We start from the raw sequence: 14,612 nt of genomic DNA, 5'->3' as shown, positions 1-14,612 counted from the left end.
ACCCTGGCTGCGACGCCTCATGTCCGTTTCTCCCTCTGTCGATCCGGCGGCCGTGCACCGGCGCTTGCCCGAATCGCTCGCCCGGCGGCTCGACCTTCATTGGCTCGCCGAATGCGCCTCGACCAACGATGAGGCGATGCGCCTGCCTCTGCCCGATCCCGGCTCGCTCACCGTCGTGGGTACCGACCGGCAGACCCAAGGGCGGGGACGACAAGCCCGCGCCTGGCAATCCTGGCCCGACGCGAGCCTCACCTTCTCCTGCCTCTTCGCCTTTCCTCCGGCTACTTCGCTCGCCGCGCTGCCGCTTGCCGTCGGCGTGGCGCTCGCTCGAGGCTTGCAGGCGCTGGGCGTGCCCGGCGTGGGGCTCAAGTGGCCCAACGACCTGCTCGTTGCCGGCGCCAAGGCGGGTGGTGTGCTCATCGAAGCGCAGAGTCGCCATGCGGCACCGACCCGCGTCGTCGTCGGCATCGGGCTCAATCTCGACCTGCCGCCGGACTTCCATCCCGAGGGCGGAATACCCGCCACCGCGCTCGCGCGGCACCTCTGCCCTTTACCGCCGCGGGACGCCCTCCTTGCGACCCTCCTCGAACGGCTCGATGCCGTCCGCGCGTCTTATCTCGCCGGTCACGGCTTCGCTCCCTGGCAGGAACAGTGGAACGCGCTCGATGCCTACGCGGGACGTTCGGTGGTCGTGCGCGACGGCGAGCGCGAAACCGTCGGGATAGCCGCCGGCGTCGACGACACGGGTCGCCTGCTGCTCGACACCACGGCCGGGCGCATCGCCTGCTGCGTCGGCGACGTCTCGCTGCGTCCTCTCGCATGAATCCGACGCTACTCCTCGATCTGGGCAACACGCGGCTCAAATGGGCCCTGCTCGACGGCGAGCAGTGGTGCGAAACCGGCGCTTGCCGCCACGTCGACATTCCCCGCTGGATCGAGGCGATGCGTGCGCGGCTACCCGCCTCGACCCGGCGCTTGGGCGTGAATGTTGCCCACGATCGCCTCGCCCTCGAACTCGAACGACAGCTTGGCCCGATTCATTGGCTCGTGGCGCAGGCCAAGTGCTGCGGCGTCACGAACGGCTACGACGAACCCGAGCGGCTCGGCGCCGACCGTTGGGCCGCGCTCATCGCCGCGCACCACCTGCACGCGGGCGCGGCCCTGGTGGTGTGCTGCGGCACCGCCACCACGGTGGATTGGCTCGATGCCGACGGGCACTTTCGCGGCGGATTGATTCTCCCCGGCCTCACCACCATGCGCTCGAGCCTGGTGCGTGCCACCGCGCGCCTGCCCTTTGCCAGCGGCGACATTCACCTGCCACCGACCAATACGCGCGACGCCATCGCCAGCGGCTGCCTGCTCGCCCAGGTCGGGGCCATCGAACATTACTATCGGGTCATGGAGGGGTCTGCCTGCGGTGCCATGACCCTGCTCTCGGGTGGCGACGCCGACATCATCGCCGGGCATCTGGCCATTCCGGCCCGGACGGTGGATAATCTCGTCCTGCGGGGCCTGGCCGTGGTCGCCGCCTCCAGCCCCTGCACGAATTCTCCGATCGTCATCCAAGAGCACGCCCCATGAGCGAACCAACCCGGGTCCTCCTCGAAGAGCACGAGATTCCGACGCATTGGTACAACATCGCCGCCGATCTCTCCACCCCTCCCGCCCCGCCGCTCGGGCCGGACGGCAAGCCGGTCGATCCCTCGGCGATGGCCGCGATCTTTCCCGAGCCCATCCTCGAGCAGGAAATGAGCCGCGAGCGCTGGATCGCCATTCCCGACGCGGTGCGCGAAACCTATGCCATCTGGCGCCCCTCGCCGCTCATGCGCGCCGTACGCCTAGAGCGGCGTCTGGGTACGCCGGCCAAGATTTTCTTCAAGTACGAGGGCGTCTCGCCGGCCGGTTCGCACAAGCCCAATTCCGCCGTGCCCCAAGCCTATTACAACCGCCAGGTCGGCATCAAACGGCTCACCACCGAGACCGGCGCCGGCCAGTGGGGCTCCTCGATCGCGTTCGCCGGCCAGATGTTCGGGTTGGAGGTGCGCGTCTACATGGTGCGCGTGAGCTACCAGCAAAAGCCGCAGCGCCGTGTGTTGATGGAAACCTGGGGCGCGGAAGTGCACGCCAGCCCATCACCGCTCACCGAAACCGGCCGCCGCATCCTGGCCGTCGAGCCGGATCATCCGGGCTCTTTGGGCATCGCCATCTCGGAAGCCGTCGAGGAGGCCGCCTCCCGCCCCGACACCAACTACACCCTCGGCTCGGTGCTCAACCACGTCCTACTGCATCAAAGCCTCATCGGGCTGGAAGCGAAGAAGCAGTTCGAGAAGATCGGCCTTTATCCCGACGTGATCTTCGGCCCCTGCGGCGGCGGCTCGAGCTTTGGCGGCATCGCCTTCCCCTTCCTCGCCGACAAGTTCTCTGGCGAACGACGCGCGGCAGATCTGCGCTGCGTGGCGGTGGAACCCGAATCCTGTCCCACCCTCACCAAGGGCACCTACGCCTACGATTACGGCGATGCCTCCGGTTTCACCCCCCTCATGCGGATGTACACCTTGGGACACGACTTCGTGCCGCCGGGCATCCACGCCGGCGGCCTGCGCTACCATGGCGCCTCCCCCCTGGTGTCGCAGCTCGTGCATGAGGGTCAGGTCGAGGCGCTCGCCGTGCCGCAACGGGCCACGTTCGAGGCCGGCATCCAGTTCGCCCGCGCCGAGGGGATCATCCCCGCGCCGGAATCCTGCCACGCCATCCGCGCCGTGATCGACGAAGCGCTGCGCTGCAAGGAAACGGGCGAAGCCAAGGTGCTGCTCTTCAACCTCACGGGACACGGGCACTTCGACATGAGCGCCTACGAGCGCTACTTGCGCGGCGAGCTCGAAGATTACACCCTGCCCGATGAGCTTCTGGCCGAAGCACTGCGCACGCTGCCGAGCGTGGGCTGAGACAGAGGAATTGCGGCGATGCGCCTCCTGATCGCGCTGCTCCTGCTCGTCAACGCTCTGCTGCTGGCGATGACTGCCGGCCTGCTGCCGCGGCCATCTCCCGAAGCGGCGCGCGCCGCCGCCGAACAGCCCCTGCGCCCTGACCGCTTGCAGATCCTCGCTGCCGTGCCCGGCCACGACGCCACCAACCTTCCTCCTCGAACCGACCAGAATCCCCCCTCAGCCGAGGGCAAGGCAGACGGCGATGCCCCTCCCGCTCCGCCGCCGGCATCCCCCGAATCCGCCTCACCCGCGGCGGAGCCTGCGCCTGCAGCGGCAACCGCCGACCCGCCACCCCCCAAGCCGACGGTTGCCGCGGCCACTTCCCCGCGCCCGCCCCTCGCCTGCCTACGCGTGAGCGACATCGATCCCAAGATCCTGCCGGCACTCAAAGAATTGCCCCGAGGGCTACCCGGAGTCCAAGTCCAGGAGCGGCAAAGCGAGAAACCCTCCAGCTGGCGCGTGGTGCTTCCCTCCCAAGGTAGTGCGGCGGCAGCGAACCGTCGGCTGGAAAATCTACATCAAGCCGGCGTCGACGACGCCTTCGTGATCCGTGATGCCGGCCCCCTAAAGTGGGGTATTTCGCTCGGTCTCTTCCGCTCGCAGGAAAGCGCCGAGAAACGGCTCGCCGAACTACGCCAGAAGAACGTCAACGGGGCGCAGATCGTCGCGCGCACCACCTCCGTCGCCGAACTCACTTACTTGTGCCCTTCCGATGTTGCCGGTGATCTGCGACGGCGCATCCAGGCCCGCTTTCCGCAGGTTTCCGTCAATACGTGCCGCCCATGAGTCGCTCCCCCTTCGTCGTCGGTCTGACCGGTGGCATCGGCAGCGGCAAGAGCGCCGCTGCCGAGCACTTCGCGCGGCTCGGCGCCGCCGTGGTCGACACCGACGCCATCGCCCATGAACTCACTGCTGCCGGCGGCGTGGCGATCCCGGCGCTCGTCGCCGCCTTCGGTCCAGACATCCTCACCCCCGACGGCGCGCTCGATCGCGCCAAAATGCGCACGCTCGCCTTCACCGACCCCGAGGTGAAGCATCGGCTGGAATCCATCCTGCACCCCCTGATCCGCCAGGAAGCCGACGCGCGTTGCCTTGCCGCCACCAAGGCACCCTACGTCGTGCTCGTGGTGCCGCTACTCATCGAAGCGGGCGAAGACTACCGCCGCCGTTGCCAACGCATCGCCGTGGTCGACTGCCCCGAAGAAATCCAGATCGCCCGAGTGCGCGCACGCAGCGGCCTGGACGAGGACCTGATCTGCCGCATCATGGCACAGCAGGCAAGCCGCACCGAGCGGCTGGCGGCCGCCGACCACATCCTCGACAACGGGGGCGATCTCGCCCAGCTCCACGCCCAGGTCGAAGCGCTCGATCGGCTCTACCGCGAACTCGCCCGGAGCGCGCCGCCATGATCCTTTTCGAATTCCCTCTCACCGAGCGCATTCGCACCCTACTGCGCCTCGAAGACGTCTGGCGACGTTGGAGCCACTTCCTCGAAGGCAAACACCGCTACGACCACCACGCCGCGATCATCACCCTCTTCGAACTCGCCGACATCGCCGGGCGCACCGATCTCAAGCTCGACCTGATGCAGGAACTCGATCGCCAGCGCGCTGCCCTGCTCGCCCTGCCCGCGGAACAAGTCGATACCCAGCGCGTTGCCGACCTCGTCGAAGACATCGAACGCACGCGCGCCGCCCTGTTGAACATGGTCGGCCGGGTGGATCATTACTTACGCGAAAACGAATGGCTGATGGCGCTGCGCTCACGCGCCCACGTCCCCGGCGGACTCTGCGCCTTCGACGCCCCCGCCTACCATTTCTGGCTGGAGCAGCCGCCCGAATCGCGCACCGCGGCGCTCGAGCGCTGGACCGCGGCGCTGCAGCCGATTCGCGACGGCATCGAGCTCGTGCTCAGCCTCCTGCGGGGCAATGCGGAACGATTCGAGGCCATCGCCCCCCGCGGCGCCTACCAGCGCGAGCTCAGGGGCGCCTGCTGCCTGCTCGCCCGCGTCCATGTCGACCCCGCGCTGCAGGTCATTCCCTCGATGTCGGCCAACAAGTACCTCATCAACCTGCGATTCGGCCCGCCCCGCAGCGATCTCCGCCCCTCCACCCAACCGCTGGAACTCGACGTCCCCTTCGTGCTCGAACTATGCCGACTCTGAAAGGGATATGCCATGAACGACACCACGCCGAAGACGCCGCGCCTCGTCTCCTGCCCCACCTGCGGCAAACCGGTGCCCTGGACGCCGGAATCACGCTGGCGCCCATTCTGCTCCGAGCGCTGCAAACTCATCGATCTCGGCGCCTGGGCCGACGAACGCTATCGCCTTTCCTCGGCCGGAGAAAGACCATCCGAAACCGGCGACGAATCGCAATAGACGGCTAGCTCCACCAAGCGCGGATCCCCGCCACGCCGTGCGCACCAGCGCGGCGCGCATCCTCCAGATCCGCCGGTCCCAACCCGCCAATGGCATAGACCGGGATCGCCGCACCGCGCGCGATTTCCTCGAACCCCCGCCAGCCGAGCGCCGCCATGCCCGGATGCGAGCGGGTCGGTCGCACCGGCCCCAAAACCGCATAATCCAGCGCCAAAGCCTCGGCGCGACGCAAGGCGGACGCCTCATGCACGGAGGCTCCGACCCAGGGCAGCTCGGGTCGCCGGGAAAGCGATTCCAGCCGCCGCTGCGGCAGGTGCAGCCCCGTGCCCAGCGCCCGGGCCTCATCGACCTCGCCATTGAGCACCAGGAGATCTTCCGGCCCCAGATGGGGACGCAGCCGACGCACCAGCGCTTCGGCGAGCGCCACGGGCTCGCGCACCTGCACGAGCACCGGTCCCAGCACGCGCGCGCGAACGAGCGCCGCCTCCTGCCGTTCGAGCGCCGCAGCGAGCGACTCCCCCGCTTCGAGCATCGCCGCCACGCCGCTCACCAGCATCCGCTCCGGCAGGGCGAGGAATTTCCACACGGGGCCGTTGGCGGGCAACAGAGGGGCGACCGTCATTCCCGGCGGCCGCACCCAGGCAAGCGCCGCATGGACCCGCGCCCGAGGCTCGCCCGACCAGCGCCCGATGCGAAAGAAATGCAGCCGCACGTGCGCGTGCGCATAGGCATGCTCGCGCACCACCCACGGCAGCACGTCTTCGGGCGCCACGGCGATCTCCAGCTCTTCGGCCAGTTCGCGCACCAGCGCCTGCGCCGGCGTCTCGCCCGGCTCCACCTTGCCGCCGGGAAATTCCCAGTAGCCGGGGCAGAACGTTCCCTCGGCCCGTTGCCCCAGCAGCACGGCGCCGTCGTCGCGCCGCAGCACCGCCGCGGCCACTTCCACGCGTTTCACCCTCGAGGCTCCTTGCGCGGCAAGCCATGTCGCCCCGCCCAATCCCGCGCGAACTGCCAGGCCACCCGGCCGGAACGCGAGCCGCGCTCGATCGCCCATTGCAACGCCTCGGCGCGCGCCGCCTCGATCTCGGCCTCGCCGGCGCCGAACGAACGCAGCCAATGCGCGACGATGGTGAGATATTCCTCCTGCGAAAAGGGGTAGAACGACACCCACAGGCCGAAACGCTCGGAGAGCGAGATTTTTTCCTCCACCGCCTCGGCCGGATGCACCTCCTCGCCGACGTGGCGCGTCCCCTCGTTCTCGTGGAAGAACTCCGGCATCAGATGCCGCCGGTTGGAGGTCGCGTAGAGGAGCACATTGTCCGGTTGGGCCCACACCGAGCCGTCGAGCACGCTCTTGAGCATCTTGTAGGCCGGCTCGCCCTCCTCGAACGAGAGATCGTCGACGAAGACGATGAAACGCTCGGGCCGAGTCTCGAGGCAGGCGAGCAGATCGGGCAGATCGACCAGATCGGTCTTCTCCATTTCCACCAGCCTCAACCCCTGATCGGCGTACTCGGTGAGCAGCGCCTTCACCAGGGAAGACTTCCCCGTGCCGCGCGCCCCCGTGAGCAGCACGTTGTTCGCCGGACGTCCGGCGAGGAACTGTTCGGTGTTGCGCACCACGCGCGCCTTCTGCGGCTCGATGTCCTTGAGATCGTCGAGCCGCAGGCGATGCGGCCGCCGCACCGGCTGCAGCACGCCGCGCCCGCCCACGCGCCGATACCAGTAGGCCAAACCCTCTTCTTCCGGCCAGCGCAATTCCGCCGCCCCCCGGGTCGCCCCCAGTGTTTCCAACGCCGCGGCCAGGCGCTCGAGGGCAGCGACCAAGGTATTCACTTCACCTTCGTTCATTCTTCCTCCACAAAAACGGGCCTGTCGCCCCTCTGCCCCGAGTATACTCGGGCCGAACATGCCGTAGACGAAGATGATCGCCTCTGCCTTGTCCCGCTTGCTGCTCTTGTCGTTGCTCGCCCTGGCCGCCTGCCGCAGCGAGGCGCCGCAAACGCCGCCCTGCGTCTGCCCGCCCGCCGAACCCCAGGAGGTGCCCCGGCCCACTCCTGCGCCCGCTTTGCGCACCGAGCCGCACACCTGGAGCGATCTTCCGGGCTGGCGCGAGGATCGCCCCAGCGAGGCTTGGGATGCTTTTCTTGCCGGGTGCCCCCGCCTCGAGGCGATCGAACCTGCCTGGCAGTCTGTCTGCCGCGAGGCGCGCGAACAGCCGCGCGAGGACGCGACCCTGCGCCGATTCCTCGAACGACGCCTGCGCCCTTGGCGGCTCGTCGCGGTGCAGCCCGACGGCAGCGCCCGCGACACAGGGCTCGCCACCGGTTATTACGAGCCGCTGATCGCCGCGAGCCGCACGCCGGATGCCCGCCACCGCACCCCCATCCTCGGACCGCCCGCCGACCTCGTCACCGTGGACCTGGGCGAAGTCGCGCCGGCGACGAAGAATCTGCGCCTCAAGGGCCGGCTGGAAGGCAATCGGCTCGTCCCCTATTACAGCCGCGCCGAAATCCGCGCCCTGGGCGAGAGGCTACCCGCCCCCATACTCTTCTGGGCGGCCGACGAACTCGATTTCTTTTTCCTGCAGATCCAAGGTTCCGGCCTGCTGCGCCTGACCGACGGTTCGACCGTGCGTATCGGCTATGCCGATCACAACGGACACCCTTACCGTTCCATCGGGCGCCTGCTCATCGACTCCGGCGAACTCACCCTGCCAGAAGCCTCGGCGCAGGGCATACGGCGCTGGCTCGAACGCCACCCCGAACGGCGTCAGGCGCTCCTCGACGCCAACCCGGCCTACGTCTTCTTCCGCGAATTGCCCGCCGACGGCCCCGGCCCCATCGGCACCCTGGGCGTACCGCTCACGCCGCAGCGCAGCCTCGCGGTCGATCCGGCTCACCTACCCTTGGGTGCGCCGCTCTACGCCGTCGTCTCCGGCAAGCAGCCTTTCGCCCGGCTGATGCTGGCGCAGGACACGGGCGCGGCCATCCAGGGTCCCTTGCGCGTCGACGTCTATGAAGGCAGCGGAGAAGAGGCGGGCGAGCGCGCCGGGCGGCGGCGCGACGAAGTCGCCCTGTGGCTGCTGTGGCCGACCGATGCCGCCCCACCCGCAACCAGGCAATGAAAAAGAAAAAGGCGCCCGCAGGCGCCTCGAGGGAAACGGGTCGCGGCACTTCCTCAGCAGCCGCCCTCCAACCCCATCAGCCGGCGATAGAACGCGTGGAAATGCGGCATCCCCACTTCGAACGGCTCCTGATAGGGTCCAACCTCGTCCCTACCCTCGGCCAGGAGCGCCTTACGGCCGCGGTCCATGCGCTCGGCGATCTCGTCGTCCTCGATCGCCGTCTCCATGTAGGCCGCCTGCTGCGCCTCGACGTACTCACGCTCGAACTCGACGATCTCTTCGGGATAATAGAATTCCACCACGTTGATCGTCTCGTTCACCGACACCGGCCACAGGGTGCTCACCACCAGGGTATTTGGATACCACTCCACCATCACGTTGGGGTAGTACAGCATCCAGATCGCGCCGTGCTCGGGCAGTTTTCCTTGATGATAATCGAGTACCGCCTTGTGCCAGCGCGCATAGACCGGTGTGCCCGGCTTGTCGAGCGCCGTGATGCCCACGCGCTGCACCGAGTACCATTCGTCGAACTGCCACTCGAGCGCGCTGCAATCGACGAAGTTGCCCAGCCCCGGATGGAAGGGCACGACGTGGTAATCCTCGAGATACACCTCGACGAAGGTCTTCCAGTTGTAGTGGCAGTCGTGGCGCACGATCCGGTCGAGTTTGTAGCCGGAAAAGTCGAACCAGCGGGCGAGCTCCATGCCGGCGAGATCGGCCGCCGCCGAGCGCGGCCCGCGAAAGAGGAGGCCGTTCCACGATTCGAGCGCCTCGCGCTGCAGGTTGAGGCAGGGCGTCTCGAAGAAATGCGGCGCACCCACCAATCGCCCCGTGAGATCGTAGGTCCAGCGGTGCAAGGGGCAGACGACGTGCTCGGTCTTGCCCTCCCCTTGCAGCATGATGGCTTGCCGGTGGCGGCAGACGTTGGACAGCAACGCCGGCCCCTGGGCGTCGCGCACCAGCGCCTTGGCGTGGTCGAACCACTCGAGCGAGCGGTAGGAGCCGGGCTCCGGCACCATGGCCTCGTGCCCGACATAACCCGGCCCCTGGCGGAAGAAGATCTCCAGTTCGCGGCGAAACAGCGCCTCGTCGAAATACCACGACACTGGAAATTGCAACGCCGCCGGCTGCAGACGGACCCCAGAACCCATCTCCGACATGATCGAACCCTCCATGGACGAAAGGACCCGACCTCGACGCCGAGGTCGCCGAAAGAGCGCGGGATGGTACCACGAAACGAATGCAAGGGGTTGATCGAACGAAAAAATCTTCGACCTCGCCCCCAAGCGGATTCATTCCAGCCGCACGAGCAGCCCTTTGAGATATTCGCTCTCGGGCACCGCCAACCCCACGGGATGATCCGGCCCGGCCTGCAGGCGGGCGAGCACCTGCGCGTCGCGTCCGTTCTTGGCGGCGCAGTCGGCGACGATCTCGCGGAATTCCTCCGTCCCGATGCCGCCGGAGCAGGAAAACGTCATCAGAAGCCCGCCGGGGGCGACCAGGCGCATGCCGTGGAGGTTGACGTCGCGATACGCCCGCCGCGCCTGCGGCACGTGGGCCGCCGAGGGGGCGAACTTGGGCGGATCGAGGATGACGAGGTCGAAGCGCTCGCCGTCGCGCTCCCACTCGCGCAGCAGGGTGAAGACGTCGGCCTCGAACCAGCGCGCCCGATCCGCCGGCAGGGCGGGATCGAGGGCGAGGTTGCGCCGCGCGAGCTCCAGCGCCGGGCCGCTCGAGTCGATCGAGCAGACCTCGCGCGCACCGCCTGCGAGGGCGTGGAGCGAAAATCCGCCGCTATAGCAAAAGGCGTTGAGCACCCGCGCCCCGTCGGCCAGCTGCCCGGCGAGCCGCCGGTTCTCGCGCTGGTCGAGGTAGAACCCCGTCTTGTGCCCCTGCACCACGTCGACGAACAGACGCACGCCGTATTCCTCGATCACCACCGTCTCGGGCAAGGTTCCGAAGACGAGACCCGTGCGCGGCTCCAGCCCTTCGAGCCGGCGCGCCCCGGAATCCGAGCGCTCGTAGAGCGCTTCCAGCTCCGGCAAGGCGCGCCAGAGGGCATCGACGATGGCCTCGCGCCAGCGCTCGGCGCCGGCAAAGGTGAGCTGCAGCACCGCCACCGCGCCGAAGCGATCGACGATGACACCGGGCAAACCGTCGGCCTCGCCGTGCACGAGCCGCAGTCCCTGCTGTCCGCGCAACGAGGGATGCGCCAGCCGCCGGGCGATCGCCTGCGCGATGCGGCGACGGAAGAACGCATGATCGACGGGCGAATCCGGCGCGAAGTGCCACACCCGCGCGCGGATGCGCGAGGCGAGCGACACGCCGGCGCGCGCGAGCGGCGTGCCGTCATGCCGCGCGACGAGCACGGTGTCGCCGTTTTTCACCGGTCCGTCGATGCGCTCGACGCTGGTGTCGAAAATCCAGGGATGGCGCCGCATGAGCGAGCGCTCCCGCCCGGGTTTGAGGATCAAAGTCGCCATGGGCAAAGTCCAGTCTATTTGCGTTTGGCCCGCGGATGGGCCGCGTCGTAGATGCGTGCCAGATGTTGGAAATCGAGCCGGGTATAGACTTGGGTGCTGGCGATCGAGGCGTGCCCCAGGAGCTCCTGCACCGCCCGCAGGTCACCCGAGGATTGCAGCAGGTGGCTCGCGAAACTGTGGCGCAGCCGGTGCGGATGGAGATTTCCCTCCACGCCGTGCTTGCGCCCCCAGCGCACCAAGCGGCTCCCCACCCCTTGCGGCGAAAGGCGCGTGCCCTCGCGGCTCACGAAGAGTGCTTTCTCGCCCGGCGCTGCCAACCCGGCGCGCACGGAAAGCCACTGGCGAATCGCCGCGATGGCCGTGCGCCCCAGCGGCACGGTCCGGCGTTTGCCGCGCTTGCCGGTCACGCTCACCCAACCCTGGTCGAGATCGAGGCAGGCGGGATCGAGGTCGAGCGAGACGAGCTCGGCCACCCGCAATCCCGTGGCATAGAGTAGCTCGGCCATGGCGCGATCGCGCACCTCCAGCTCCGCCTCGGGCGCGGCATCGAGCACCCGCTGGGTCTCGTCCACGCCCAACGCCTTGGGCAGGAGGCGCGGCGCGCGCGGTGCACGCAACCCCTCGGTGGGATTGACCGTCACCCAACCCTGGCGCAGTGCCCAGCGGTAGAACCCGCGCCAGCACGACAGGCGCCGGGCGAGCGAGCGCGGCGCCAGGCCCTGCCCGTGGGCCCGGGCGAGCGCCGCGCGCAAGGCAGCCGCGTCGGCGCGCAGCGGCTCGCCGCCCGTGGCCTCGGCCAGGGCGGCGAGCTCCAGCCGGTAGGCGCGCAACGTGGCCGTGGCGCTACGCCGCTCGGCAGCGAGCACGGTGAGGTAGCGCTCGAGCGGCTCGGGCAGCCCGGACTCGTCCATGCCGCTCACACCGCCTCGCGGCAGCGGGCGAGCGCCGCCGTGGCGAGCTCGCCGATGCGCCGCAGGAAGACGGTTCCCATCGCCGGATAGAAGCGCTGCGGCTCCGGACTGCCGAGCGCCAGCAGCCCCACGCCCTCCTCGGGCACCGGCAGCGGCAGCACGGCGCAAGAGGCGACGTCGGCACCGAGCCAGGCGGCGAGCGCCGGGTGCGGTGGCGGCCCCACGTATACCTCGGAGAGCGTGCGGGCGAACGCTGCGAGCGGCTCGGGCAATTCCGCCGCGAGCCAGCCGGGAAGGCCCAAGCGCACCGTCGGCACGGCGAACTCCTCATTGAGGGTGCGCGTGAGGATGTGGCGCACCTGCGGCCGCGTCTCCGCCCCGATGAGGGCGAGCGCCAAGCGGTGCATGCGTTCGGCGAGCTGGTCGTTCTGCCGCCCGATCTGCAGGAGCTGGGCGAATTTTTCTTCCATCGCCTGGAGTTGGCCGCGCAGCAGGTTCGCCTGATGCTGGGCGAGCGACACCGTCCCCCCCGGCCCTTCGGACGGCAGGGCCAAGGAGGCCGCCAGCGCCGGCTCATTCAGAAAGAAGTCCGGATGCTCCTGCAGATAATGGCGAACGTCGTCGTGCGAGCAGCTCATCGCGGCAGTTCCCGGGGTTGGTCGAGGTCGATCACCCCCTCGAACACGGTGCGCGCTGGGCCGATCATGATCACCGGCTGCCCCGGCCCGGCCCACTCGATGCGCAGCCGCCCGCCGCGCGTGTGTACCGTCACCGGCGGGCGCAGCAGCCCGCGCAGGGTACCGGCCACCACCGCGGCGCAGGCGCCCGTGCCGCAGGCGAGCGTCTCACCCGCCCCGCGCTCGAACACCCGCAGCCAGATCGCGTCGGGCGCGAGCACCTGCATGAAACCGACGTTGACGCGCTCGGGGAAACGGGGATGGCGCTCGATTCGTGGACCGAGCTCGGTCACCGGTGCCCGATCGACGTCCTGCACCACCAGCACCGCGTGGGGATTGCCCATGGAGACCGCCGTGAGCTCCACCGGCCTGCCGTCGACTTCGAGCGTTTGCACCACCGCGTCCGTGTCGCTGACGAAGGGGATGCGCGCGGGTTCGAGCACCGGCACGCCCATGTCGACGGCCACCTCCCCTTCCTCGCGCAGCTCGGGTTCGATCACGCCGCTCACCGTCTCCACGCGCAGGCGCCGCTTGGTGGTGAGCCCTTTCTCCACCACGAAGCGGGCGAAACAGCGCGCGCCGTTGCCGCACTGCGCCACCTCGCCGCCGTCGGCGTTGAAGATGCGGTAGCGGAAATCGACGTCGGGGCGGGTGGGCGCCTCCACCAGCAGGAGTTGGTCGCAGCCGATGCCGAAATGGCGGTCGGCGAGCCAGCGTACCAGTTCCGGCGAAGGGGTGAAGCGCTGGCGGATCGCGTCGATCACGACGAAATCGTTGCCCAGCCCGTGCATCTTGGTGAAATGGAGGAGGTTCATGCCCTCAGCGCCTCGTCGATGAGTTCGATCCAATGGCACACCGGCACGTTCGCGCCGTGCGCCAGGTGGGTGATGCAGCCGATGTTGGCCGAGGCGATCCGGGCCGGGGCGTGCTCGGTGAGCGCGGCGAGCTTGTCGCGCTTGAGCGCCTCGGCCAATTCCGCCTGCAGCAGCGAGTAGGTTCCGGCCGAACCGCAGCACAGGTGCGCATCGCGTACCGGCACCACGGTGTAGCCCGCGCGCCCGAGCAGCCGCTCCACCACGCCGCGCACCTTCAGGCCGTGCTGCAGCGAACAAGGGGCGTGAAAGGCCACGGCTCCACGCGGAGTCGGCTGCGCCGGCAGCAGCGATTCGAGTGCGGCGGATTCGGCGGCGAGCACTTCACTCACATCGCGCGCCCGCTGCGCCACCCGAGCCGCCTTGTCGGCATAGGCCGGATCCTCAGCGAGCCAAAACCCATAATCGCGCACCTGCGCCGCACAGCCGGAGGCGGTGATGAGGATGCCCTCGATTTCACCCGACTCGATCGCCGGCCACCAGGCGTCGATGTTGCGCCGCGCCCGCGCTCGCGCCCGTTCCTGTTCGTCGAGGTGCCATTCGATCGCCCCGCAGCACCCCGCCCCCGGCGCGGCCTCGAGCGAAATGCCCAGCCGGTCGAACACGCGCTCGGCCGCCGCGTCGATCGCCGGCTCCAGCTCGGGCTGCACGCAGCCTTCCAGCCGCCACCAGCGGCGCGGGTGGCGCGCCGTCGGTCGCGGGCCGGCTGCTTTTTTCGCCGGAATCTTCGCGGCCAGGGAATCCGGCAGCACCCCCTTGCCCAAACGGGCGAGCCGCAGCGCCGCGGCGAAGCGCTGGCGTTCGGGCAGCACGCGCGCCAGCGCCCAGCGCTTGGCCCGTTCGGCGAGCGGCCGCGGCACGCGCGCATCGACCTCGTGCCGACCGACGTCGAGCAGATGCGCGTATTCCACGCCCGAAGGACAGGTCGTCTCGCAGGCACGGCAGGTGAGGCAGCGGTCGAGGTGTTGCTGGATGGCGCGCGTGGGCGGCACGCCCTCGAGCACCTCTTTGATCAGATAGATGCGCCCGCGTGGCCCATCGAGCTCGTCGCCGAGCAGCTGATACGTCGGGCAGGTGGCGGTGCAAAAGCCGCAGTGCACGCACTTGCGCAGAATGGCGTCGGCCACCCGGCCGGCGGAGGTATCGCGGATGAAATCGGCCAGATTCGTCTGCAT

Annotated in this window: 16 protein-coding genes; 8 read left to right on the top strand and 8 right to left on the bottom strand. The window is 69.0% G+C overall.

Going from position 1 to position 14,612, the window contains the following annotated elements; translation table 11 throughout:
- Nucleotides 1-19 precede the first annotated feature (19 nt).
- Genes H607_RS11325 through H607_RS0102145 form a run of 7 tightly spaced genes read left to right on the top strand, consistent with a single transcriptional unit; the run spans nucleotide 20 to nucleotide 5,367 of the window.
- Complete coding sequence (locus H607_RS11325) at nucleotides 20-823, top strand: biotin--[acetyl-CoA-carboxylase] ligase (RefSeq protein WP_083961880.1); 804 nt, start codon at nucleotides 20-22, stop codon at nucleotides 821-823.
- A complete protein-coding gene (locus H607_RS0102170; protein WP_028874074.1) occupies nucleotides 820-1,581 on the top strand; it encodes a type III pantothenate kinase in 762 nt (253 codons plus the stop codon). The genes H607_RS11325 and H607_RS0102170 overlap by 4 nt, the downstream gene beginning before the upstream one ends.
- Nucleotides 1,578-2,945, top strand: a complete 1,368-nt coding sequence (locus tag H607_RS0102165; protein ID WP_028874073.1) for a TrpB-like pyridoxal phosphate-dependent enzyme — start codon at nucleotides 1,578-1,580, stop codon at nucleotides 2,943-2,945. Before H607_RS0102170 ends, H607_RS0102165 begins: the two co-directional genes overlap by 4 nt.
- 18 nt (nucleotides 2,946-2,963) lie before the next feature.
- Complete coding sequence (locus H607_RS0102160) at nucleotides 2,964-3,773, top strand: SPOR domain-containing protein (RefSeq protein ID WP_028874072.1); 810 nt, start codon at nucleotides 2,964-2,966, stop codon at nucleotides 3,771-3,773.
- On the top strand, nucleotides 3,770-4,396 hold the full coding sequence (gene coaE / locus H607_RS0102155; RefSeq protein WP_028874071.1) for a dephospho-CoA kinase: 627 nt from the start codon (nucleotides 3,770-3,772) through the stop codon (nucleotides 4,394-4,396). The genes H607_RS0102160 and coaE overlap by 4 nt, the downstream gene beginning before the upstream one ends.
- Entirely contained in the window at nucleotides 4,393-5,151 is a 759-nt protein-coding gene (gene zapD, locus H607_RS0102150) for a cell division protein ZapD (protein WP_028874070.1), read from the top strand. The genes coaE and zapD overlap by 4 nt, the downstream gene beginning before the upstream one ends.
- Before the next feature lie 12 nt (nucleotides 5,152-5,163).
- Nucleotides 5,164-5,367, top strand: a complete 204-nt coding sequence (locus tag H607_RS0102145; protein WP_028874069.1) for a DNA gyrase inhibitor YacG — start codon at nucleotides 5,164-5,166, stop codon at nucleotides 5,365-5,367.
- A gap of 4 nt (nucleotides 5,368-5,371) precedes the next feature.
- Here the strand turns inward: H607_RS0102145 and H607_RS0102140 are convergent, their stop codons facing one another.
- Both H607_RS0102140 and H607_RS0102135 read right to left on the bottom strand, forming a co-directional pair.
- Entirely contained in the window at nucleotides 5,372-6,322 is a 951-nt protein-coding gene (locus tag H607_RS0102140; RefSeq protein ID WP_028874068.1) for a Nudix family hydrolase, read from the bottom strand.
- Nucleotides 6,319-7,218, bottom strand: a complete 900-nt coding sequence (locus H607_RS0102135; protein WP_028874067.1) for an ATP-binding protein — start codon at nucleotides 7,216-7,218, stop codon at nucleotides 6,319-6,321. Before H607_RS0102135 ends, H607_RS0102140 begins: the two co-directional genes overlap by 4 nt.
- A 73-nt stretch (nucleotides 7,219-7,291) precedes the next feature.
- Between H607_RS0102135 and mltA the strand changes: the two genes are divergently transcribed.
- A complete protein-coding gene (mltA, locus tag H607_RS0102130; RefSeq protein WP_083961878.1) occupies nucleotides 7,292-8,494 on the top strand; it encodes a murein transglycosylase A in 1,203 nt (400 codons plus the stop codon).
- Nucleotides 8,495-8,547: 53 nt separating this feature from the next.
- Here the strand turns inward: mltA and H607_RS0102125 are convergent, their stop codons facing one another.
- From H607_RS0102125 to glcF, 6 genes are all read right to left on the bottom strand, one after another.
- Nucleotides 8,548-9,654: an aromatic ring-hydroxylating oxygenase subunit alpha gene (locus H607_RS0102125; RefSeq protein ID WP_028874065.1), complete on the bottom strand. Its 1,107-nt coding sequence runs from the start codon at nucleotides 9,652-9,654 to the stop codon at nucleotides 8,548-8,550.
- 132 nt (nucleotides 9,655-9,786) lie between these two features.
- Nucleotides 9,787-10,977: a class I SAM-dependent rRNA methyltransferase gene (locus H607_RS0102120; protein ID WP_028874064.1), complete on the bottom strand. Its 1,191-nt coding sequence runs from the start codon at nucleotides 10,975-10,977 to the stop codon at nucleotides 9,787-9,789.
- A gap of 14 nt (nucleotides 10,978-10,991) precedes the next feature.
- Complete coding sequence (locus H607_RS0102115) at nucleotides 10,992-11,888, bottom strand: tyrosine recombinase XerC (protein WP_037989234.1); 897 nt, start codon at nucleotides 11,886-11,888, stop codon at nucleotides 10,992-10,994.
- A gap of 5 nt (nucleotides 11,889-11,893) precedes the next feature.
- Nucleotides 11,894-12,526, bottom strand: coding sequence for a DUF484 family protein (locus H607_RS0102110; protein ID WP_028874062.1), 633 nt, complete (start codon nucleotides 12,524-12,526; stop codon nucleotides 11,894-11,896).
- Nucleotides 12,523-13,380, bottom strand: coding sequence for a diaminopimelate epimerase (gene dapF, locus H607_RS0102105; protein WP_028874061.1), 858 nt, complete (start codon nucleotides 13,378-13,380; stop codon nucleotides 12,523-12,525). The genes H607_RS0102110 and dapF overlap by 4 nt, the downstream gene beginning before the upstream one ends.
- The gene (gene glcF, locus H607_RS0102100; protein ID WP_028874060.1) at nucleotides 13,377-14,612 is read right to left on the bottom strand and encodes a glycolate oxidase subunit GlcF; all 1,236 of its coding nucleotides are present in this window, start codon (nucleotides 14,610-14,612) and stop codon (nucleotides 13,377-13,379) included. The genes dapF and glcF overlap by 4 nt, the downstream gene beginning before the upstream one ends.

This window comes from Tepidiphilus margaritifer DSM 15129 (assembly GCF_000425565.1).
In the GTDB taxonomy this organism is placed as follows: Bacteria; Pseudomonadota; Gammaproteobacteria; order Burkholderiales; family Rhodocyclaceae; genus Tepidiphilus; species Tepidiphilus margaritifer.
The sequence above is the reverse complement of the archived record's forward strand: the minus strand, read 5'-3'. Positions and strand labels throughout refer to the sequence as shown.

Bases quoted from the DNA above. Each gene is read 5' to 3' on its own strand.
- H607_RS11325 (WP_083961880.1), top strand. From the start codon at position 20: ATGTCCGTTTCTCCCTCTGTCGATCCGGCGGCCGTGCACCGGCGCTTG.
- H607_RS0102170 (WP_028874074.1), top strand. From the start codon at position 820: ATGAATCCGACGCTACTCCTCGATCTGGGCAACACGCGGCTCAAATGG.
- H607_RS0102165 (WP_028874073.1), top strand. From the start codon at position 1,578: ATGAGCGAACCAACCCGGGTCCTCCTCGAAGAGCACGAGATTCCGACG.
- H607_RS0102160 (WP_028874072.1), top strand. From the start codon at position 2,964: ATGCGCCTCCTGATCGCGCTGCTCCTGCTCGTCAACGCTCTGCTGCTG.
- coaE (WP_028874071.1), top strand. From the start codon at position 3,770: ATGAGTCGCTCCCCCTTCGTCGTCGGTCTGACCGGTGGCATCGGCAGC.
- zapD (WP_028874070.1), top strand. From the start codon at position 4,393: ATGATCCTTTTCGAATTCCCTCTCACCGAGCGCATTCGCACCCTACTG.
- H607_RS0102145 (WP_028874069.1), top strand. From the start codon at position 5,164: ATGAACGACACCACGCCGAAGACGCCGCGCCTCGTCTCCTGCCCCACC.
- H607_RS0102135 (WP_028874067.1), bottom strand. From the start codon at position 7,218: ATGAACGAAGGTGAAGTGAATACCTTGGTCGCTGCCCTCGAGCGCCTG.
- mltA (WP_083961878.1), top strand. From the start codon at position 7,292: ATGATCGCCTCTGCCTTGTCCCGCTTGCTGCTCTTGTCGTTGCTCGCC.
- H607_RS0102125 (WP_028874065.1), bottom strand. From the start codon at position 9,654: ATGTCGGAGATGGGTTCTGGGGTCCGTCTGCAGCCGGCGGCGTTGCAA.
- H607_RS0102120 (WP_028874064.1), bottom strand. From the start codon at position 10,977: ATGGCGACTTTGATCCTCAAACCCGGGCGGGAGCGCTCGCTCATGCGG.
- H607_RS0102115 (WP_037989234.1), bottom strand. From the start codon at position 11,888: ATGGACGAGTCCGGGCTGCCCGAGCCGCTCGAGCGCTACCTCACCGTG.
- H607_RS0102110 (WP_028874062.1), bottom strand. From the start codon at position 12,526: ATGAGCTGCTCGCACGACGACGTTCGCCATTATCTGCAGGAGCATCCG.
- dapF (WP_028874061.1), bottom strand. From the start codon at position 13,380: ATGAACCTCCTCCATTTCACCAAGATGCACGGGCTGGGCAACGATTTC.
- glcF (WP_028874060.1), bottom strand. From the start codon at position 14,612: ATGCAGACGAATCTGGCCGATTTCATCCGCGATACCTCCGCCGGCCGG.